At 60.0% G+C, this 21175-nt stretch carries 23 protein-coding genes; 2 read left to right on the top strand and 21 right to left on the bottom strand.

Going from position 1 to position 21175, the window contains the following annotated elements; genetic code table 11:
* Positions 1 to 23 precede the first annotated feature (23 nt).
* The 15 genes from nuoH to AC2YI2_RS11785 all read right to left on the bottom strand — a co-directional run bounded on the left by nuoH (position 24) and on the right by AC2YI2_RS11785 (position 13140).
* Positions 24 to 1067, bottom strand: coding sequence for an NADH-quinone oxidoreductase subunit NuoH (gene nuoH, locus AC2YI2_RS11855; RefSeq protein ID WP_487386672.1), 1044 nt, complete (start codon positions 1065 to 1067; stop codon positions 24 to 26).
* A 17-nt stretch (positions 1068 to 1084) separates the two neighbouring features.
* On the bottom strand, positions 1085 to 3166 hold the full coding sequence (nuoG, locus tag AC2YI2_RS11850; RefSeq protein WP_487386671.1) for an NADH-quinone oxidoreductase subunit NuoG: 2082 nt from the start codon (positions 3164 to 3166) through the stop codon (positions 1085 to 1087).
* 15 nt (positions 3167 to 3181) lie between these two features.
* The gene (locus AC2YI2_RS11845) at positions 3182 to 3643 is read right to left on the bottom strand and encodes a DUF3291 domain-containing protein (RefSeq protein WP_487386670.1); all 462 of its coding nucleotides are present in this window, start codon (positions 3641 to 3643) and stop codon (positions 3182 to 3184) included.
* Positions 3643 to 4305, bottom strand: coding sequence for an NADH-quinone oxidoreductase subunit E (locus AC2YI2_RS11840; RefSeq protein WP_487386669.1), 663 nt, complete (start codon positions 4303 to 4305; stop codon positions 3643 to 3645). Before AC2YI2_RS11840 ends, AC2YI2_RS11845 begins: the two co-directional genes overlap by 1 nt.
* 9 nt (positions 4306 to 4314) lie before the next feature.
* Positions 4315 to 5619, bottom strand: coding sequence for an NADH-quinone oxidoreductase subunit NuoF (gene nuoF / locus AC2YI2_RS11835; protein WP_487386668.1), 1305 nt, complete (start codon positions 5617 to 5619; stop codon positions 4315 to 4317).
* Positions 5620 to 5631: 12 nt separating this feature from the next.
* The gene (locus tag AC2YI2_RS11830) at positions 5632 to 6762 is read right to left on the bottom strand and encodes an NADH-quinone oxidoreductase subunit E (protein WP_487386667.1); all 1131 of its coding nucleotides are present in this window, start codon (positions 6760 to 6762) and stop codon (positions 5632 to 5634) included.
* 16 nt (positions 6763 to 6778) lie between these two features.
* On the bottom strand, positions 6779 to 7015 hold the full coding sequence (locus AC2YI2_RS11825; protein WP_487386666.1) for a hypothetical protein: 237 nt from the start codon (positions 7013 to 7015) through the stop codon (positions 6779 to 6781).
* Complete coding sequence (locus AC2YI2_RS11820; RefSeq protein ID WP_487386665.1) at positions 7015 to 8205, bottom strand: NADH-quinone oxidoreductase subunit D; 1191 nt, start codon at positions 8203 to 8205, stop codon at positions 7015 to 7017. The genes AC2YI2_RS11825 and AC2YI2_RS11820 overlap by 1 nt, the downstream gene beginning before the upstream one ends.
* Before the next feature lie 59 nt (positions 8206 to 8264).
* Positions 8265 to 8864 (bottom strand): NADH-quinone oxidoreductase subunit C, encoded by a 600-nt coding sequence (locus AC2YI2_RS11815; RefSeq protein WP_487386664.1) that lies wholly within the window; start codon positions 8862 to 8864, stop codon positions 8265 to 8267.
* 9 nt (positions 8865 to 8873) lie between these two features.
* Complete coding sequence (locus tag AC2YI2_RS11810; RefSeq protein ID WP_487386663.1) at positions 8874 to 9470, bottom strand: NuoB/complex I 20 kDa subunit family protein; 597 nt, start codon at positions 9468 to 9470, stop codon at positions 8874 to 8876.
* Positions 9461 to 9826, bottom strand: coding sequence for an NADH-quinone oxidoreductase subunit A (locus tag AC2YI2_RS11805; RefSeq protein WP_487386662.1), 366 nt, complete (start codon positions 9824 to 9826; stop codon positions 9461 to 9463). The genes AC2YI2_RS11810 and AC2YI2_RS11805 overlap by 10 nt, the downstream gene beginning before the upstream one ends.
* Positions 9827 to 10186: 360 nt before the next feature.
* A complete protein-coding gene (locus tag AC2YI2_RS11800; RefSeq protein ID WP_487386661.1) occupies positions 10187 to 10747 on the bottom strand; it encodes a LysE family translocator in 561 nt (186 codons plus the stop codon).
* Positions 10748 to 10878: 131 nt separating this feature from the next.
* Complete coding sequence (locus AC2YI2_RS11795) at positions 10879 to 11697, bottom strand: hypothetical protein (RefSeq protein ID WP_487386660.1); 819 nt, start codon at positions 11695 to 11697, stop codon at positions 10879 to 10881.
* Between the two features lie 400 nt (positions 11698 to 12097).
* Positions 12098 to 12457: a DUF4189 domain-containing protein gene (locus AC2YI2_RS11790; RefSeq protein WP_487386659.1), complete on the bottom strand. Its 360-nt coding sequence runs from the start codon at positions 12455 to 12457 to the stop codon at positions 12098 to 12100.
* Between the two features lie 251 nt (positions 12458 to 12708).
* Positions 12709 to 13140: a hypothetical protein gene (locus AC2YI2_RS11785; RefSeq protein WP_487386658.1), complete on the bottom strand. Its 432-nt coding sequence runs from the start codon at positions 13138 to 13140 to the stop codon at positions 12709 to 12711.
* 753 nt (positions 13141 to 13893) lie between these two features.
* Here AC2YI2_RS11785 and AC2YI2_RS11780 point away from each other — a divergent pair.
* Entirely contained in the window at positions 13894 to 14157 is a 264-nt protein-coding gene (locus tag AC2YI2_RS11780; protein ID WP_487386657.1) for a DUF6953 family protein, read from the top strand.
* A gap of 333 nt (positions 14158 to 14490) precedes the next feature.
* The gene (locus tag AC2YI2_RS11775) at positions 14491 to 16116 is read left to right on the top strand and encodes a nidogen-like domain-containing protein (protein ID WP_487386656.1); all 1626 of its coding nucleotides are present in this window, start codon (positions 14491 to 14493) and stop codon (positions 16114 to 16116) included.
* Between the two features lie 76 nt (positions 16117 to 16192).
* On the opposite strand, the gene AC2YI2_RS11770 is transcribed toward AC2YI2_RS11775, so the two are convergent.
* From AC2YI2_RS11770 to AC2YI2_RS11745, 6 genes are all read right to left on the bottom strand, one after another.
* Entirely contained in the window at positions 16193 to 16426 is a 234-nt protein-coding gene (locus tag AC2YI2_RS11770; RefSeq protein ID WP_487386655.1) for a hypothetical protein, read from the bottom strand.
* Between the two features lie 541 nt (positions 16427 to 16967).
* On the bottom strand, positions 16968 to 17198 hold the full coding sequence (locus tag AC2YI2_RS11765; protein WP_487386654.1) for a hypothetical protein: 231 nt from the start codon (positions 17196 to 17198) through the stop codon (positions 16968 to 16970).
* A gap of 427 nt (positions 17199 to 17625) precedes the next feature.
* Positions 17626 to 18651, bottom strand: coding sequence for a hypothetical protein (locus AC2YI2_RS11760; protein ID WP_487386653.1), 1026 nt, complete (start codon positions 18649 to 18651; stop codon positions 17626 to 17628).
* Positions 18652 to 18899: 248 nt separating this feature from the next.
* Entirely contained in the window at positions 18900 to 19814 is a 915-nt protein-coding gene (locus AC2YI2_RS11755) for a hypothetical protein (RefSeq protein WP_487386652.1), read from the bottom strand.
* Positions 19815 to 19832: 18 nt separating this feature from the next.
* The gene (locus tag AC2YI2_RS11750) at positions 19833 to 20219 is read right to left on the bottom strand and encodes a hypothetical protein (protein ID WP_487386651.1); all 387 of its coding nucleotides are present in this window, start codon (positions 20217 to 20219) and stop codon (positions 19833 to 19835) included.
* Positions 20216 to 20785, bottom strand: a complete 570-nt coding sequence (locus tag AC2YI2_RS11745; RefSeq protein WP_487386650.1) for a hypothetical protein — start codon at positions 20783 to 20785, stop codon at positions 20216 to 20218. Before AC2YI2_RS11745 ends, AC2YI2_RS11750 begins: the two co-directional genes overlap by 4 nt.
* Between the last annotated feature and the right edge of the window lie 390 nt (positions 20786 to 21175).

Raw genomic sequence — 21175 nt, 5'->3', positions numbered from 1 at the left:
AACAACGTGATCGTGACCAGCCATCATGCCCATCCCGTCAGTTTAAGTACGAAAGCGGTAATCACCACCATGGCGAGCGAGAGCGGCAGGAAGACCTTCCAGCCCAGGCGCATCAGCTGGTCGTAGCGGTAGCGCGGCACGATGGCCTTGGCCATGGCGAACCAGAAGAACACCAGGCAGACCTTGAGCACGAACCAGAGGATGCCGGGTACCCAGTTGACCAGCCAATGGTCGATCGGCGGCAGCCATCCGCCGAGGAACAGGATCGTGGTCAGGCAGCACATCAAGACGATCGCCGCATACTCGCCGAGCATGTACATCATGTAGGGCGTCGAGCCGTATTCGACCATGTGGCCGGCGACGAGTTCCGATTCCGCTTCCGGCAGATCGAAGGGCGGACGGTTGGTTTCAGCCAGCGCCGAGATCAGAAAGACAACGAACATCGGGAAGAGCGCCAGCCAATGCCAGTCGAGGAAGGTATTCGGCAGGCCGAGGCGCGTGCCGAGGCCGTCCTTCTGGGCAAGCACGATATCGGTCAGGTTCAGCGAGCCGACGCAGAGCAGCACGCAGACGATGACGAAGCCAATCGAGACTTCATAGGAGACCATCTGTGCCGCCGAGCGCAGCGCACCGAGGAACGGATATTTCGAATTCGACGCCCAGCCGCCCATGATAATGCCATAGACCTCAAGCGAGGAAATGGCGAAGACATAGAGGATGCCGACATTGATGTTGGCGATCACCCAGTTATTGTTGAGCGGGATGACGGCATAGGTGGCGAGCGCCAGCGTCACGGCGACGAGCGGCGCGAGCAGGAAGACGCCCTTGTTGGCGCCAGACGGTATCACCGGCTCCTTGAGCACGAACTTGATCAAGTCGGCGAAGGACTGGAAAAGCCCCCACGGGCCCACCACGTTGGGTCCACGGCGCAGCTGCACGGCGGCCCACACCTTGCGGTCGGCGAGAAGGATATAGGCGATGAAGATCAGAAGGCCGACGAGCAGAAGCAAGGACTGCCCGATCATGATCAGCAGAGGCCAGACATAGGTCGAAATGAATGCGTCCATAACTCTCTGCCTTCAGCCTATTCCGCCGCAGCCTTGAAGTTGTTTCGGGCCAATTGGGAGCACTCCGCCATGACGGCCGAAGCGCGTGCGATCGGGTTCGTCAAATAGAAGTCTTTGACCGGAGAAGCAAACCCGGATTTGTTCATTTTCCTCGGTTTTTTCGCAACTGCGGCAATTTCATCCGCCCCACCCCGGACGATCTCGTCCTCGCCTGCGAAATGCGGATGCGCGGCGTAAAGCTTGGCACGCAATTGCGACAGTGAGTCGAAGGGAAGGCGCTTGCCCAGCGTCTCCGACAGCGCGCGGATGATGGCCCAATCCTCGCGAGCGTCGCCCGGCGCGAAAGTCGCGCGCTGGCTGAGCTGGACGCGGCCCTCGGTATTGACGAAGATGCCCGACTTCTCGACATAGGCCGCGCCCGGCAGGATGACGTCGGCATTGGAGGCGCCGTTGTCGCCATGCGAGCCGATATAGACGGTGAGGTTCACGCCCTTTTTCGAGAGATTGATCTCGTCTGCGCCGAGCAGGAAGAGCACGTCCATCGTGGTGATCTGGGTTGCGGCGTCGACGCCGTTGGCCCCGGGGACGAACCCGACATCGAGACCGCCGACGCGGGAAGCTGCCGTGTGCAGGATGCCGAGGCCGTTCCAGCCGTCCTTCACTGCGCCGACCGCGTAGGCGAGCGAGGCGATGCTGGCCAAAACGCCCTTGCCGTCAGCACGCGACAGAGCGCCCTGCCCGACGATGATCATTGGCTTCTTGGCGCGCTTGAGCTTGGCGAAGAATTTCGACGTGCCTTCGACGATTTCGTTGAGCGTCTCAGTGCCGGAGCCGAGATATTCGTAATCGTAGCGCAGGTCGACATTGTCGCCGATCAGGCCGACGGCCATGTCGCCGCGGCGCCAGCGCTTGCGAATGCGGGCGTTGAGGATCGCGGCTTCAGCGCGAGGATTGGAGCCGACGATCAGGAGTGCATCGGCTTCCTCGATGCCTGCAATGGTCGGATTGAATATGTAGCTCGAACGGCCGTTTTCCGGATGAAGCGCAGAGCCGTCCTGGCGGCAATCAAGATTTTCCGAGCCGAGCGACTTCAGCAGTTCGCCGAGCGCATACATTTCCTCGACGGTGGCGAGATCGCCGGCGATGGCGCCGATCTTGTCGCCCGTGGTCGCAGAAACTGCAGACTTGATGGTCGAGAAGGCTTCCGCCCAGGTCGCCGGCACGAGACGGCCATCCTTCCGGACATAGGGACGGTCGAGGCGCTGGGTCTTGAGGCCGTCGACGACGTGGCGGGTCTTGTCGGAGATCCACTCTTCGTTGATGTCCTCGTTGACGCGCGGCAAGATGCGCATGACTTCGCGACCGCGGCTGTCGACGCGGATCGCCGAGCCGAGCGCGTCCATGACGTCGATCGATTCGGTCTTGTTGAGCTCCCACGGACGGGCCGTAAACGCGAAGGGCTTGGAGGTCAGCGCACCGACCGGGCAGAGGTCGACGACATTGCCCTGAAGCTCCGAGGTCATGGCCTGTTCGAGATAGGTGGTGATCTCGGCATCCTCTCCGCGGCCGATCAGGCCGAGTTCGGTAATGCCCGCGACTTCAGTGGTGAAGCGGACGCAACGCGTGCAGTGGATGCAGCGGTTCATCACGGTCTTGACCAGCGGGCCGATATACTTGTCCTCGACGGCGCGCTTGTTCTCGGCATAACGCGAGGCGTCGACGCCGAAGGTCATCGCCTGGTCCTGCAGGTCGCATTCGCCACCCTGGTCGCAGATCGGGCAATCCAGCGGATGGTTGATCAGCAGGAATTCCATCACGCCTTCACGGGCCTTCTTGACCATCGGCGTGTTGGTGAAGACCTCGGGCAGTTCGCCGTTCGGACCGCCGCGGATGTCGCGCACGCCCATCGCGCAGGAGGCAGCCGGCTTGGGCGGGCCGCCCTTCACCTCTACCAGACACATGCGGCAGTTGCCGGCGACCGACAGCCGCTCGTGAAAACAGAAGCGCGGAACTTCGGCACCGGCTTCCTCGCACGCCTGTAGCAGCGTGAAGTGATCCGGCACTTCGATTTCTTTTCCGTCAACTTTCAGCTTCGTCATATTCTTCTTCCCGCCTCACGCACAACGCGCTTCTAGCCAGAGTTTTGCCTGCGGCACATAGGACCAGCCGAAGGCATGGTCGCTATCGCCAAATTCGTTGAGATGATCGAGCCGTGCCTTGGCTTCCTCAAGGGTCGGCTCGTGTCCGTCCTCGACCTGCCACATCACGAAATTCTGCTTTTCCAGCACCTCGAACCAGAGTTCGCGGCGGTCATAGAAGGTCTTGTGGACCGTCTTCCACACGAAGTTTTCAAGCGACTCGATATCCGTCCAGACGCTGAGGTTCGGCACCGCGTTGGAGTCCGCATAGACAGGAATGCTGGTCGCATTGCCGGAATCGGTCTTGAGCCGCCAGACGAAGCCAGGCATGCGCTCGGCGATGCCATTGACGGTATCGAGCGCCATCACGAAACGGCGGACACGCGGATCGTCAATCGGATAGCGAAGGAAGCCCACGTTGAATTCGGCAAGCTGCATCAGCCCTTCCCTCCGGAAAGCGCCTTTGCCTGGCCTGCCCAATCATCTCTGGTGATCCGGCCTTCTAGTTCCAGCTCCGCATCGAGCTTCTTCACAGCCGCTTTGCTCAGTCCTCCGAGATCGGCGTAACGCGTGATACCGCGAGCGTTCAGCTCCTGTTCAAGCCGCGGACCGATGCCGGGGATCTTCTTGAGGTCGTCGCGATCCGTTGCGGCCTGGATGGCAACCTTTGGAGCCGCCTTATCGGCAGGAGCGACCGGCTTCGGTTCGGGCGCCTTTGCGGGGGCGACCTTCGTTTTGGCGGGCTGCCTCGCGGCCTTCTTGACGGGCTTTTCCGCAACTCTCGCAACAGGTGCGGGCTTGGTTTCAGCCGTCTTCGGCGCGCGCGGGCGGAGTTCGACGACCTTTGCGGTAGCCGACTCGGCCTTGGGTTCCGCAGACTTCGGCTTTTCGGCCTCGTCGACAGACGTCGGGCCGCGCAATGCCCCGAGCATCATGCCGGTCATCTGGGCAGCGACGCTCATGCCATAGGCTGTCATCATGGCCATGGCTGCCGCCTGCTCGGCGAAGAGTTTGGACGAGGCCTGGGCAAGACTCGACACATCGCTGGCGGCATTGTCCACCACCGGCTCCTTGTCTTGATCTTTGCGGGCCTCGACCATCATTCGTCCTTACTCGGCAGCCTCGAGGACTGCACCATGACCCGTCGCGTTGCGGGTATATTCGTCGATCCGGGCTTCCATGACCGGACGGAAGTGGCGGATCAGGCCCTGGATCGGCCAGGCCGCCGCATCGCCGAGTGCACAGATCGTGTGGCCCTCGACCTGCTTGGTGACCTGGAACAGCATGTCGATCTCGCGCTTCTGCGCCTGACCGCGCACCATGCGCTCCATTACCCGCATCATCCAACCCGTGCCTTCGCGGCAGGGCGTGCACTGGCCGCAGCTCTCATGCTTGTAGAAGGCCGAGAGGCGCCAGATCGCTTTGACGATGTCGGTCGACTTGTCCATGACGATGACGGCCGCGGTGCCGAGGCCCGAACCGTGCTCGCGCAAGCCGTCGAAATCCATGATCGCGTTGCGCATCGTCGCGCCCGGCACGCAAGGCACCGAGGCGCCGCCGGGAATGACGGCGAGCAGGTTGTCCCAGCCGCCGCGAATGCCGCCGCAATGCTTCTCGATCAGTTCCTCGAAGGTGATCGACATCGCGTCTTCGACCGTGCAGGGGCGATTGACGTGGCCCGAGATCGAATAGAGCTTGGTGCCGACATTGTTCGGACGGCCGAAGGACGAGAACCAGGTAGCTCCGCGGCGCAGGATGGTCGGCGTCACGGCGATGGACTCGACATTGTTGACCGTCGTCGGGCAGCCATAGAGGCCCATATTGGCCGGGAACGGCGGCTTCAGGCGCGGCTGGCCTTTCTTGCCCTCCAGGCTTTCGAGCAGCGCGGTTTCCTCGCCGCAGATATAGGCGCCGGCACCATGATGAACGAAAACATCAATGTCGTAGCCCAGCTTGTTGTTCTTGCCCAACAATCCCGCTTCGTAGCATTCATCTATGGCCGCCTGCAGCGCTTCGCGTTCGCGGATGAACTCACCGCGCACATAGATATAGGCGACATGCGCAGCCATGGCGAAGGAGGCGACGACGCAGCCCTCGATCAGCGTATGCGGATCGTGGCGCATGATGTCACGGTCCTTGCAGGTACCGGGCTCGGATTCGTCGGCATTGACCACGAGATAATGCGGCCGGCCGTCATTCTCCTTGGGCATGAAGGACCACTTGAGGCCGGTCGGGAAGCCAGCGCCGCCGCGACCGCGCAGGCCGGACGCCTTGACCTCGTTGACGATCCAGTCCCTGCCCTTTTCGAGCAGCCCCTTGGTATTGTCCCAGTGGCCACGCGCCATCGCGCCCTTCAAGGACTTGTCCTTGAGGCCGTAGATGTTGGTGAAGATACGATCCTTGTCACTCAGCATGTCTGACGTTCCTCAACGCGGCTTCTTGCCGAAGACGCGAATATACTCGGCCTCGCCGCCATCGGCCAAGGCCTTGGCCTGGCGCACCCAGTCGTCGCGGTCAATGCGGCCCTTGAAATTCAGGTAGGCGTCGACCCAGTTGCGTTCATTTTCCTGCCAGCCGGCGACCTGCGCATAGGTGTAGATGCCGAGACCATGCAGAATTCCTTCGATCTTGGGACCGACGCCAGAAATGAGCTGCAGGTTGTCTGGTGTCGCAGGCTTATCGACGCCCTTCGGACGGTTCGGATCGTCGAGCGACGGCTTTGCGGCGATGACTGCCGACGTCTCGGTCGAGGCGACAGCGGTTGCCGGCGCGGCGTTTGCCTCAACCCTGGCAGTCGGCTCTGCGACCTTGCCGTCTGCCGGCGTCTTGATTGCGGGGCTGGTCTCGATCGCATCGGTCTTCGGTTTTGCCGCATTCGACGGCGGCACGCTCACGGCCGCTTCGGTCGGCGCCGCGGACTTGGCGCGTATTGCCTTGGGCTTGGGATCGGGTTCGTTCAGCGACGTCAGACCGCCAAACGGCGCCGAGAAGACGCGGTCAATCTGGGTGCCGACCTTAACGTCACCAGACTTGCCGGCCTCGAAACGCTCGATGATGTATTCGAGTTGGCGCGGCGTCAGGTCTTCGTAGGTATCCTTGAAGATCGCGACCATCGGTGCGTTGACGCAGGCGCCGAGACACTCGACTTCCTCCCAGCTCAGCGTGCCATCTGCATTGAGATGGTGCGGTTCGGGATGGATCTTCGACTTGCAGACGGCGACGAGGTCTTCGGCGCCGCGCAGCATGCAGGGCGTCGTGCCGCAGACCTGCACGTGCGCGCGGGTGCCGACGGGCTTGAGCTGGAACTGGGTGTAGAAGGTCGCAACTTCGAGCGCACGGATATAGGGCATGTCGAGCATGTCGGCGATCGACTCGATGGCCGCCTTGGTGACCCAGCCGTCCTGGTCCTGGGCGCGCATCATCAGCGGGATGATCGCGGATTGCTCGCGGCCCTTCGGATACTTCTTGATCGTTGCCTTGGCCCAGGCCGCATTCTCCTTGTTGAAGGCGAAGCTCGGCGGCTGGACGTTATCATCGGCTAGTCGACGTACGGACATTCTATTTCACGCCCTATCAATCTATCTTTCCGCATTGCGAGCGCGACAATGTCGACACCTGGCATGCGTAACCCGTTGAATCTTTTTGCAGGAAGACCACAAAGCTCTTGCCGTTGGGCACGGCCGCCTTGATTTCATAGCCTTCCGAAATGAGCTGTCCCATGGAAGCACCGCCCGTCATCGTCGGCTGATCTTCCTGCGCGAAGGCAGGTGTTGCAACCAGCGAGAACAAGACGACGGCGGCAAACTTCATCAGCGGTCGACCTCCCCGAAGACGATGTCGAGCGAGCCGAGCACAGCCGAGACGTCGGCAAGCAGATGGCCCTTGCAGAGGAAGTCCATCGCCTGGAGATGCGCGTAGCCCGGCGCACGGATCTTGCAGCGGTACGGCTTGTTGGTGCCGTCCGCGACGACATAGACGCCGAATTCACCCTTCGGGGCTTCGACGGCTGCGTAAACCTCGCCGGCCGGAACGTGGTAGCCTTCGGTATAGAGCTTGAAATGGTGGATCAGCGCTTCCATTGAACGCTTCATCTCGCCACGCTTCGGCGGAACGACTTTGCCGTCCATCGAGGAGACCGGACCTGTCTTCTCCTTGCCGAGCAGCTGCTCGATGCACTGCTTCATGATGCGGTTGGACTGGCGCATCTCGAACATGCGGATCAGGTAACGGTCGAAACAGTCGCCGTTCTTACCGACAGCAACGTCGAAATCAAGCTCGGAGTAGCATTCGTAGGGCTGCGAGCGGCGCAGGTCCCAGGCAGCGCCAGAGCCGCGCACCATCACGCCCGAGAAGCCCCAGGACCAGGCATCGGCCAGCGAAACGACGCCGATATCGACGTTGCGCTGCTTGAAGATGCGGTTGCCGGTCAGCAGGCCTTCTATGTCGTCAAGGATCGAGTCGAAGCCCTCGCACCACTTGCCGATATCCTCGACGAGTTCCGGCGGCAGGTCCTGGTGGACGCCGCCCGGACGAAAGTAGGCCGAGTGCATCCGGGCGCCGCAGGCGCGCTCGTAGAACACCATCAGTTGTTCGCGCGCCTCAAAGCCCCAGAGCGGCGGGGTCAGCGCGCCGACGTCCATGGCCTGGGTCGTCACGTTCATGATGTGCGAAAGGATTCGGCCGATCTCGGAATAGAGCACGCGGATCAACTGGCCGCGCTTGGGTATTTCGAGACCGAGCAGCTTTTCGACAGCAAGCGCGAAGGCATGTTCCTGGTTCATCGGCGCGACATAGTCGAGGCGATCGAAATAGGGCACGGCCTGGAGATAGGTCTTGGTCTCGATCAGCTTTTCCGTGCCGCGATGCAGCAGGCCGATATGCGGATCGACGCGCTCGACGACTTCACCGTCCAACTCCAGCACGAGACGCAGAACGCCGTGCGCAGACGGATGCTCCGGACCGAAGTTGATCGTAAAGTTGCGGACGTTGTGTTCTGTCATTCTACTTGCTCCAAGGCGGAGGCGAATACGGTCTCAGCATAGGCCGAGGCAATTCTTGACTAGCTCTTCTTTTCATCACCGGGAAGGACGTAGTCTGTGCCCTCCCAGGGAGAAAGGAAGTCGAAATTGCGGAACTCCTGGCGAAGCTGCACCGGTTCGTAGACCACCCGCTTGACGGTGTCGTCATAGCGGACTTCAACATAGCCTGTCGTCGGGAAGTCCTTGCGAAGCGGGAAGCCCTCGAAGCCGTAGTCGGTCAGCAGGCGGCGCAGGTCCGGATGGCCGGTGAACAGAATGCCGTACATGTCGTAGGCTTCGCGCTCGAACCAATCGGCACCGTAGTAAACCGCGGTTGCCGATGGAACCGTGTCGTCCTCGCCGCATGCGAGCTTGACCCGGATGCGCGCGTTCATCTTGGGTGACAGCAGATGACAGACAACATCGAAACGCTTCTCGCGTTCCGGATAATCCACGCCGCAGATATCGATGAAGCTCACGAACTGGCAGCGTGGATCGTCGCGCAGGAAGGTAAGCAGCGCGATGTAGTTGTCTGGCGTGGTCGTTATGTTGAGCTCGCCCCAGGCGATCTCAGCCTCGGCGATCCAGTCGCCTCGGCTTTCCCTGAGATAGACGGAAAGCTCTTCCAGTGAAGTCGACATGCTCTGCCCTCAACGCTCGATCGTGCCGGTGCGGCGGATCTTCTTCTGCAGAAGCAGCACCCCGTAGAGGAGCGCTTCTGCCGTGGGGGGACAGCCCGGCACGTAGATATCCACCGGCACCACGCGATCACAACCGCGCACCACCGAATAAGAGTAATGGTAGTATCCGCCGCCATTGGCGCAGGAGCCCATCGAGATGACATAGCGCGGCTCGGGCATCTGGTCATAGACCTTGCGCAGAGCCGGGGCCATCTTGTTGGTCAGCGTGCCGGCGACGATCATCACGTCGGACTGGCGCGGCGAGGCGCGCGGGGCGACGCCAAAACGCTCCATGTCGTACCGCGGGCCGGAGACCTGCATCAGGCCTTCGACGGCGCAGCAGGCCAGGCCGAACTGCATCCACATCAGCGAACCGGTACGCGCCCAGGTGATGAGTTCATCGGTCGAGGTAACGAGAAAGCCCTTGTCGGCGAGCTCGTTGTCGATCTCGCCGAAGAAAGCGTCATTCGCGCCAATGGGCTTGCCGGTCGCGGGATCGACGATCCCCTTGGGCTGGGGGGCGACGAGGGTTGCGCCAGAGGTCGAACCTGTTGAGGTCAATCCCATTCGAGCGCTCCTTTCTTCCATTCATAAATGAAGCCGATGGTCAGCACGAGCAGGAAGACCATCATCGACCAGAAGCCGAACCAGCCCACGGCGCCGAAGGAGACGGCCCAGGGGAAAAGGAAGGCGACTTCGAGGTCGAAAATGATGAAGAGGATCGAGACCAGATAAAAGCGAATGTCGAACTTCATGCGCGCGTCGTCGAAGGCGTTGAAGCCGCATTCGTAAGCCGAGAGCTTTTCCGAGTCGGGTGCCTTGAAAGCGACGATGAAGGGCGCGACAAGAAGCGAAATCCCAATCACCAAAGCAATACCGATGAAGATAGCAATGGGGAGATAGGAGCCGAGAAGTTCAGTCATTTGACCTTGGTCCCTGCCTGGTTCGAAGGGTTCGGTCGCAGGCGCGACGAAGAGCCCCGCCAGGGCCGATATATGTTGCATCGCAGTCGTGGTTAGCGCAGCTATGTGTGATTAGCAAGACGCCCGTGGCATTTTAAACGTATTGCCGCCACATTTGCCTAGAGGCCGTGGACAGCACGGTTTCAACCGTTTGAATCCGCGGGATAAATGCAGCTCCTGCGTCGCGAGTACCAAGTGTCGCAGGCACATGGAAATGCAGCCAGGAATGGAGATTGCGCGCGCCTGCGCGGCTTGTATGATGATGGTCCGCGCGGAGAGACTCGCAGCCGCCGCATCGGACGCGCGAAGGCGGCGATCAACTCAGGCGCTGGCGACGCTGGCGATCGCGATGAGCGAGAAACCACCGAGGATCACGGAGGCAAGCTTGTAGGCGTGACGCCTGATCCCGAGCGGCAGGAGCGATCCGAGCGTCACCCATCCCAACCCCGCCAATGTAGAGAGAGCGGCGTAGATGCCGATCCAGGCAGTTGCGCCTGTCCCCGTGCCGGCCGGAATGAGGATTGTGCCGACAAGCATTGCCTTGGGATTGAGCAGCGTGGTGAGCAGGACACGGCGGAAGGCGACGTCCTGGACCGCTGGATCGGGCTCGAACGGCGTGCGCCAGAGCTGATAGGCCGAATAGATCAGCCATGCCGCGGCCGCGAGCCGGACCGTGACAAGTGCCGCGTAGTTGCCGCGCATCAGTTCGGCAAAGGCGACGAAAAAGGAAATGGCAATGATATAGCCGAGCGCTTCTGCAAGCGGCAGGATCGCCGCGCGCCGAAACGGCATGGTCGCACCGCAGGCCGCAAGCACGGTGTTGGTCGGCCCGGGGGTGATGAGAACCAGAACCGATGCGGCGATGAAGGAGAGCGTGACCATGAAGCAAGAACCTGCGTTGGGATGGTCCTTCTTAGCGAAGCGCCATGAGACACGATTTGATCTACATCAGGGTTTTTGCTGAAGGCTTAAGGGGAGCGGCAGATAGTCGATGCGGAGCGTCGGGCGACGCGTCAGGCCACTTCGCGCTGGGATATCGCTTCCGAAGCAAGCCCGGCCGACGCGAGCCGCTTCAGCGCCTCGGCGACACTGACCCGCCGATAGCTCTCGGTCGTAAGGCCTGCGGGCGACTTCAACGCCTGCCGCCTGCCCCGCGCCAGGTCACGGTCAGCCTGCGTCACATCGGCGTCGCGCGCGATCAGCCATTGGAGATAGTCGTCCTCGGTTTCCTTGACCGGTCTGCCGCCGACAACGGCTGGGCGGGTCGGCGCGACCTCGGAGATGGGGCGCAGAGTCTGATTGGGATTATATTCCGTGCGCTTGTCATTGCCCAGGATCGTCACATCCGCGTCGACCACCCTCCCCGTCGCGCTGTAGACGAAAGCCGAGGCGATGCGGTCGAACGCCGCATCCTCTTCCTTTGGACGGTGGACGACATCGCGCATTGGTCTGTCCGGCACGGCAAGGCGGGTGATGCCGCGGTCGTTGATGGCGTCAAGGATCTCGCGATGATCGCTGGTGCGCAGGATGACCTCGCGCCGGGCCGGCCAGAAATCGTAGGGCGCATGAGCACCGTAGCCGCGGCCGACATGGAACGCATAAATCTCGGGATAAACAGCTCGGCTTGTGCGACGCGTCGGCCGCACGTCATAATAGGCCATCATTGCCGACTGCAGCAGATGGGTCGCGCCGAGGCCGCCGAAGGGTTCGTCGATGACCAGGCCGAAGCGGTCATGGGCATGCCAATCCGGGAAAAGATCGGTGATCGATGCCGGGTGGCCCTCGATCTCGACGTTGAACATTTCGGTCTTGAGCAGGGACACAACATGCATCTTTATTCTCCCTCGGCCAGTCGCCGTCAGACTTGCCGAGATTTGGCGACAAGTCCAGCGCGCTCGCGCGCACCAAAGAGGTGGCCTTGGGAAGATGGACGCTGAATGAATTGGCCCGCCGCGTGGGGCGGCGGGCGAGGTTACGGCGGCTAATCGCCTACTTGAGGACAAGTATTACGCCCTTGCGCGCGCCAGCGTAGTTTCGCTGGTAACTGCCAACAGAAAGCGGGACGCGTCCACAAGAGTCAGACGCGAGCGTTACGAATGTCGGGAAAAGCGACCGGCGGCAACCCGACCGCCAGCGGCCGTGGTGTGAAGATCTTGGGCCAGGACGCCGGAATCGGACATCACAGGAAAGAAGCTACCCCGGCAGCGGACATGCCGGGGCAGCTGATGCCAATCACTGGCACTCGGAAACGATGACCTTGCAGTTCGGGCACTTTTCGAGCGCCATCTTCTCAGCGGCTTCCTTGGTGTCGCCGAAGCCGGCGCCGACATGCACGCGATCGCCGGCATAGGCGCCGCACTGTTCGAACCAGACTGCGATTTTGCACGTGTCATTGCCCGCTTCCGTGCACTGCTTGACGGCATCTGCTTCGGCCGCCTTCTGGTCGGCACCCCAGCCGACGCCATAGCCGACTTCTTCGGCCGACGTGCCCATGGCGTCGTTGACGGCGATAGCGCCCGTGGCGAGTGCCGATGTGGCGCTCACGGTCATGAGAATGGAAAAAGTAAAAGCTGCGAAAATTCCCTTGTGCATGTTGGATCCCACCCTTTGAAAAAGTCGGCCGGTATTGGGCCTGCAGCAACGGCTACATCGCGGCAAGGCGACCTGCAATCCGTAACCCCTCGATATATCTGACTATTTTTGGGGGTTACGTCGCTCAGGCGTCGGCGCGCGAATACGGACAAGATTAGCCCCAGGCCCGCCAGACGGCGCCACCGACAAAGGCAGGGCCGGCCCATCAGCGGATCGACCAGGATCAACGGCGGATCGAAGGATGGCCCGAACTACGATTCCTTGGGTACACGACGGCGGTCGACGGACATATACCAGAACGCCAATCCGCCCAGGGTCCAGCTCGCGACGTGAAACACTGTCTCCAAGGTGGAGATGCCGATGCTTTGGGAGGCCAGATAGTAGCCGCAGCCTGCGCCCGCGATCATGTAGAGACTCCAGATGGCGGGAAGCCTGTGGGTCACCAGGATCGCTTCCAACGCCGCTATGACGATCAGGGCGGGAATGAAGCCATTGAGGATATTTGCCAGAGTCATGATCGAAGCGAGTGCCACCACATAAAACGGCAATCCTGCGAAATCGATGGCGTTGCTGGTCAGGTCTTGTGCTGCGCGCAACAGCGTGATCGCAATCGCTGCGACGAAGGCGGCCCAAAGGTATCCGACGCTGCAATAGGCAACGCGCCTGAGGATGGTGGCAATCATGGACTTGGCCTTCTGTCGAGGCGAGAGCCTTGGGTTGGGTTGTCGTCAGCGAACTCTGCTGAGTTCCTGACATTGGTTTTGCACCCAAATTGCCGATCCGATGTTCCCGCCGGAACATGCTGCAAAAATCTCTCGAATAAACCGAGTGCCTCAGGCGTAGGCGCCGCCTGGAATTCGTTGACTGCGACACCCATGGTCGACGAACTTGCGGTTCAGCGTCCGCGGTTGCGGGATCGACGATGGGCCATCAAGGTGTTTTGGTGGCTTTGGCCCCTATGTGGGACGGGAGCGGCCCCGGTCGATGCGGGATCAAGCACGCTCGCACTGCGCCGCAGGGACCGTCACGAAAAATGTTCGAGCGCGGCAGACAGATCGTGCCCGAAGGGCGGACCGAAAGCGCATTCTGGGAGAACAAAAATTGGCCAGAGTAGGAGCAGCCGGTCGTCGTTCAAACTCTTCGATGAATTCCGACTTAGGGAAATTTGATCAACGTGTTGATCTCTAGAAAGGGAAATGGCGCGAGTGACGGGGCTCGAACCCGCGACCTCCGGCGTGACAGGCCAAAGGGTACCCCTGCCCTGCCAACGTGTTCCGACTTTTGAGCGTACAGCCAAACGGACGGAACATATCGTGAAACTAGGAACGCTATCCGATCAGTTGGCCAGCCGTTTTTGCGGTATGTTCCGGAGCCGTGGCGAACCCTTGACACCCGCGTGCACTATGTCAGCCTCTCGCGGAAAGCGGGATTTCGTGATGGCGACTGATAGCGAAGTTGCGGCCTGGATGTTCGAGGAGCTTCGGCGTCGGAAGCGCTTAGAACTGCAGCACGCCGTCGCAACCATCGCAAAATCGTTTGGAAAGGAGTTCACCTATCGGAATAAAGAGGGCAAGCTGGCCATCTCCAAGGCCGTCCTAAACCGTTTCAAAAATTTGTGCGGTGACGATGTAGTTTGGGAGCTTAGGGAGCGAGCATGGCGGCTTCGCCACGAAGATGCATCACGTCGTCAGCAGAATTAATCGCCATGTGAGACTGCACTCCGCGGCATTGCTGAGCCCCGTGAAATTCAGACTGGGGAGCAAGCTGCCTACATGGCCCTCATCCCGAGCACAAAAACGTTATCGCCTGGCCGCTGACGCTGACCCAAACAGGGCAAGTTCGGAGAGGCCAAGGCCCTCTTCCAAGTAGGCACGCTACCGGAATGGCCAGATTTATTTTGTTTGCTACCTCTGGAAGCAAGACAAGAGAGGATAATCATGCCACGATAAGTAATAGGTCGATCTATCAAGTTCGGCTGTAGTCTTTGTTGCAACAACAACGACACCGCCGACTTCGGGAGGGGGAATTCTCACATGAGCTTTCAGGATGTAGAAGACCACATAAGGTTCAGCTCGAAATTCTCGGGCTCCGAGCAGACCACAATGCTCAAGGCGATGGAGCGAGGCTACGATCACTCCGCCACTGCCCATGAGATGCTCGACAGAATGGTGAGCGAGAATATTACAATCACAGTCAAGAAACGGTTCGACTTTGCTGCCAATCGCGAGAGCGACACGTTGTTTGTCGATCCTGACTGGCTGGAGACGCGGACGTTTATCGATGCTTTCGGAAAGAAAGTACACTCACCGTTGCCGATTTCGCTGCTGCACGAAATGTCGCACGTCATCAACGACATCACGGATCCTACACCGGCGCAGATCGCCAATCACGACTACATCGGCGACAACGTGCGAGTCGAAAACCACATTCGCAGCGAACTCGGCATGGACTTGCGGCCGTCATATTTCAATGGCCTGAAAAACGAGTACATGGACCTCATGCCGATGGAGTTCAAGAATAGCTATACCAACGGAGCGCAGATAGACCTTGCTCTCATCGCTGCGCCAAGTCCCGGCTTCGACTTTGACACGACCGGTCTCGGCCCGACACGCGACTTGATGCTTGGCTTCGGGCCGGCGAACAATATGTTCAAGTCAGGCGACGGCGCCGATTTCCTCTATGGCTATTTTGGTGCCGACACCCTTGATGGCGGCGGCAGCGAGGATTTCATTTTTGGTGGCGCCGGACGCGACACTCTCATCGCTGGCGGTGGCGACAATACTATGGATGGCGGCTCGGGCAAGGATATTGCGGAGCTTGTTGGCTTCAAGTTCCTAACGACGCTTTCGGTGTCCGGCGACACGAAGTCCTTCACGAACCAAGCGACAAGCGAGATTAATATCCTTAAGAATATCGAGACCATTCGCTTTACTGCGACCACCAACAATTTGCCGGCGGAGATCAATTCCACGTTTGTCGCCGCTGATGCGCCAACGGTGTTGGCGCAGAATGATGACGGCTATCAGGCGGCCTCGTTGTCTCAGGCATTCGAACGCGGCCTGAACTTTTTCGGTGCCAAGTACACGGAGGTGTATGTCAACAACAACGGCAACTTGACCTTCGGCAACGGTTTGAGCAGCTTCACACCAGGCGCGATCGGTGGAACATCTGGCCTGCCTATCATCGCAGCCTATTGGGCAGACGTCGATACTCGCGGCAGTGGCGGCGGCACCGTCAGTTTCGGGTACAACGCCGCCCACGACAGCTTCGTGGCGACTTGGAGCAATGTTGATTACTATAATGCAACGAGTAGCGGCCACGTCACCAAAACAAATTCCTACCAGATCGAGATCTTCGACCAGGGTGCCGGTGACGCCGAAATCATTATTCGATACGGAAACCTAAATTGGACGACTGGCGATGCATCGGGCGGAAGTGGTGGCCTTGGAGGAACTACCGCTCGTGCCGGCTTGAATTCCGGAAATTCGACCTTCCAGTACGAAATGACGGAAAACGGCGTCAATCCGCTTTCGCTGGACACACTGAGCAATTGCGGCCGAGCTGGCGTCTTCCGATTTTCGGTTCACAATGGGACGATCATAGAGGATTCGCTTGGTGCTGACGGATTCCAAGCGAGCGATCTCGACTGGACTTACTAAGTCTCATGATGGATAGTAGCTGATGCGGGGTACGCTTGATTGAGATCGGTATCTGATATGTCTCCTCGCGAGCGGCTCATGTCAGCCTCTCGTATTTCGGCTTCCAGCCCCGGCCATAGCCCTGGCTCATCAGCTGGGATGCGATGTAGAGCTGGTCCCGAAGGAAATCGGCGTCCAGCATGAGATCGGCAACGGCGCGGCGGGCATCACCTCCATTGGCCGTAATCATCGCATCGGTGAGATCAATCTCTTGAGGCGCAGATATTCTCTCCGCGCCTACATCAAGGCGCAGTTGTTCGGCCGCTGGCATGGTGGTTCTCCTATCGCTGACAATGTGAAAACACTCCGCTGATGCGGAATATGTTCTCATTCTGTTCGCGGATAGGAAAAGAGTCAAGGCAAAAGGAGAGTCGGGCGCCGAGCGACCGGGCACGAGAAGTTCGGAAATGTCGATCAGTTATTCGTGGGAAGGCGCTTCTACACTCTCAGCTATGCGCTCTGACCGGCTACCAAGCACAATGCCAACTGCGACGCCCCTGTCAAATTCGGAAGCGTCGACAGGTAGGTCGCTCGCGACTTGCAGAACCTCCTGCTCAAGGTCCGGGGTATCGTCCAAAAGGATTTCAGCTGCCGTTTGTAGCGTTGCGGATGTGTCCATTGAAGAAGTCCTTCTTTCTTCGGGCGATGGAAGCGAAGCTCTGCCTTTCGACAACCCAGCCTTCCAAGATGGTGGAAACGGTCGATCAGCCAGAAGGTTCCCAAAAGAGGACCGGTCGCAAGGCGGCAGGTCTAAACGTGGAGGTATGAAGAATGACTTCTCCCAGCTACCTAATATCGCAGCTGGCGGCGGTCTAAGCGCTACGACTGCCCAACCTGACAATGATGATCCCAGTTACAACGCCTCGCTCAAAGCTGGAAACGTCGCCCCGAAGATGTGTGAACGCGCGTTCGGCGATGGCTTCGGCAGTGGTCGGGCCAGGCTCAACCAATGCCATATTGATCGCATCGCGCAACCTATCAATTTCGAGATCTGGAAATCGGCTGACCGCACTTAAAGCTATCCCTATTTCAGTATTTGCCATGCTCTTCCTCAATTGCCGAAGCAGTCACTGGCAATCTGGGAAGACCATGTTTCAATAATGCGTCAATTTCACTATGTCGTCGTCTGTGAACTTGGAAATAGGGGGCAGCGGCATGATTGTGCATGAACAGCACGTTCATCCCGCCTTCATGCCCGCTCACATAACTCTGCTTGTTCCCGATGACACACTCCGCGGTGACGCGTTGAGGTAGTGTCGCGGCGATCGGCGACCAAACTCGCCGATCGCGCCGGCATGGAGCGGCGCAGAGCCCCGTCCGCACGCTGGTGCGGGCGGGGTTTCGATTCTGACCAATACTTGCATTCCGATTGCCCCGTGCGCACGTTAGTATCGCAGCGAACAAGGTCTTCGCATCTGGCGAGCTGTGGGCCGGTCGTCGTTCTCCATGGCGGCGGCCGGTTCTAGCTCCTTACGGCTTCACTCCATGATCACTGAAGCTGCGGCCGAGGGCCTTCGAGACAGACGAATGCGCCGAGGCGACTGACGCACCGATGCCACTGAGCACCGACTTGAGCTGGTTGGCCAGCGCGACCGCCTCCCGGAGCTGTGCAGTATTGACCTGCGGGGTCGCGGTGACCGAAAGGGCATCCTGAATCTGCCTTCCGGCTGCATCGGCCAAGTTGGTGATGTTGCCAAACAGATTGCCGATACCAGGCGTGTTCGGATTGTAGGGCGTCGTTGCGCCTTCCATCTGCTGGCGACGGTTCATAATTTCCGTTGCATGCGCATAGACGTCAGTCGGCTTATACCACTCAGATGGCGCCAGATTGCGGTCCTCGAGCCACTTGTTCGCCGCCTTGTCACGCTCGGCATTCGCCTGGCGGAGCTTCTCGAAGTCTTGCAGATTGGTCGGGCCATCCAGCGCCGCGGTGACGAAATTCAGCATGGTCATGAGCTTACCGGCACGGCCGAAAAGATCGGCGCTCTTACTGCCGTCGCCTGCGACGACCGTGCTGTCTTTCCCGCCATTCATGGTGGCTGCAGCACCCTTCAGGGCTGCGGCTGCTTCCTTCAGCGATGTGCCGGCGGTCGCGAGATCGAAGATCCCCTTCATCGCCTTGACGCCAGCGAAGGCGCCGAGCGCTGTGGTGCCCGCCAGGAGGGACTGCGCCAGGCCATCTTGCTCCCGGAGCGCACTGGCAAACCGTTGAAGGCCGCCGGTGAGCGAGTTCAGGATGCCGACTGCTTGGGGCATTCCTTTGATGCTGGTGGCGACTTCCTTGAGGCTCTCGACGAACCCGCGTGCAGCAACAAACGGATCCTTCGCGAGTGCGGCGTCCGCGGAGTCTGGCCCGGCCGCCTCCCGATATTGCTGAATGAGACGATCCATCTGCTCCCGCTGCTGCATCATCTTGGTCAGCATCGCTGTCGCCGGCGTGTTGCGAGAGAGCTTGGCGACGGATTCTGCCAGCGCCGTATCGTTGTTGATGGTCAACACCGTCTTTCTGCAACGCCGGCAACAGCACCTCTTTGACCCACTGATAGGGGTTCTCGCCCATGAGCTGGCTATTCACTAGCTTGCCATCCTTGCGGATGCCGAGGCGCTCCTGCTCTGCAAGGTTCTTCTTCGATGCAACGGCGTTGGAGCCAATGACAAAGGCCTGGAACGCTGATGACAGAGCGGTACCGGCGCCCGGCGCCGTTTGATCTTGAATCAGGCTTGGTGCGACATTCGCCAGGAACTCAGTCGAAAAAACCAGGCCCGGCGATCTTGGCCCGGCGCATGAAGGTCCAGAGCGAACCGACATCCAGCTCCCTACCTTCGATCTGTGAAGCCCGGATCAGCCCCGCAATGATCTCCTGCGTCTGCTGGATCCCCATGGGGCCACCAACGTTCTTGCCGGCGTTGTCGATCCCTCGCAGAAGCTCGCTGAGCTCCCCTGGAGCAGCATCAACGCCTTTGCTGGTCTGCAAGGCAACGAGGCTTTTCACCAGGTCGGGCAAGATGGCCAATCCGCGATCAGTGGTGCCCATCATGTTGCGGGCCTGGCGCGCCATCTCCATGACGTCGGTAATCCCGGCGCTTGGATACAGGGACGTCAGCCGATCGGCTTCGGAAGCAATCTTGAGCTGCTCCACCTTCGGGATGTTGGCATTTTCCTGGCGGAAGATTTCCCGCTGATACTCGGCGCTGGCGTTGAACCCACCCCTGACAGCATTGGCGCCGCCATACATCAGCGTGCCGACGGTGCCATAGACGGCCATGTCCTTGGCCGCCTCTTTCCATCGGGAGTGCATCTTGCTGATATTGGTTTCGGCGTCTTTCGCCTTCGCCGCGATATCAGCGAAATAGCCGAGCGACGCCGTCTTGAAGTTGCTCTTCTCCATGCTCTGCAGCGACTTCGACAGATTGCGCGAGGTCATAGAGGTATGCAGCGAATCCCACGCCACCCGGAGCTTGTCGATGTCGCCCGCCGACGTACCGAGCTTGCGCAAGCGCTCCTCGAACTGGCCGCCCCAAGTGGTGCGATTGAGCTGCTGTGCTGCCCGCTGGATCCGGTCGATCGAGGTATCGAGATTGCTGGCGGCGGCTTTCGCCTTGCCGCTCAGCTCGTCTTTCAGCCGGAGAACAAGTTCGCCAATGAATGTCCTGGCCATGGTGAGGGATATCCTATCTTAAGCAGCCGGCGTGCTGGCAGTGTCCAGCGCCACCACCGCGTCAAAGAGGGCCTTCAGCCTTTTCGGCGTGAACTCTTTGGCGGCATCATCAACGCTCTGCTGATCGTCTGCATCCAGCGCGTTCCAGACCTCGATCGGGCAATCCACCATTGGCGGCAACACATCACCGTCGCCGGTGCTCAGCGCCCTGAGGTAGTCGCGGACTTCGTTGCCGGATGCCCGGCGAATCCTGATCTCGGTCCAGAGCTTGCCGTCGAAGTCCACCGGCCATTCCAGCGGGATCATTTTCTCGCGAGGCGGGCCACCTACGAAATTCGCGACTGGTGCGGGTACCGGCTCGGCGGTCGACTGTTCGGTAGCGGGTACTGCGGTCTCATCGGTCATTTCCGTTTCCTTCTCGGCTTGACGCCGGCTCGTTCATCGTCAGTGGGGCGAAGCAGGTCGGGATCGGCTCCGATGACAGAGTCCTCTGCCTCCCGAGCCAGGTCATCGAGGATGTCGAGCACCTGCGTCCGAAACAGCAGCTTGTCATGGGCCGTGGCGCTCGGGATCGCCTTCTTGAACTCGTCTGGGAGTGAGAGAAGCGCGCGCTTGATGCCGGTGGCGAACATCTTCCAACTCGCGTCAGCTTCCTCAAGGGTGAGGATCTCACTCAGCCTATCTGCGAGGTCGAGCTCGGCAATCTTCCGCCGCACGCTGACGCTCTTGGCTTTCTCGATCGTGAGTGGCGACAGTGCGCCGGTCTCGGCGGCGAGCCTCCGCTTGTAATCGAGATATCCGTGAAGCGATTCCGGGAACCGATAGAGGCCCGGCCTCGAACCGGCGAAGACGATGCCCTTTTTCTTCAGGTCTCGAATGTGCCGAACCGAGACCAGGATCATCTCAGCGAGCTGAAATCCATCGACCTCAATCGGCCATTCCGGGCCTAATTTTGCCGCTGCTCTCGCCATTCCACATCCTGCTTTCGGCCCGTCTCGGGGCACCTCGATTTCAGCCTCGAAGGTACGTTTCCGCGGAACCGCTGACGATTGGCCATATGTGGAATTCTTTTCCCAATTTCCGATCGCCAAGTGACGCACTTCCGCGCCTCCGATTTCGAGGTTTCCACCGGTTTCGACTTCGATTTCGCGGAGGGGAGGAAGTGGGTTTTCAAAAACTATTTTGCGGCAGTATCCGGGGTGCTGCGCCCCGCGGTCGGTGGAGGCCGCATACGGTCCCTAAAGTGCCCTCGATCGCCGCGCCTGGGCGCGCCTGTGAGAGGCATGCACATCAACCATCATGTTCTTCATCAGCAGTGCCGCCCGCGTCCTGGGCCATCTGTGAGGCGAGCGGTGGCAGCT

The sequence above is a fragment of the Rhizobium sp. SRI_017 genome (assembly GCF_057586295.1).
Note: the sequence above shows the minus strand (reverse complement) of the source record. Positions and strands in the feature narration are given on the sequence as shown.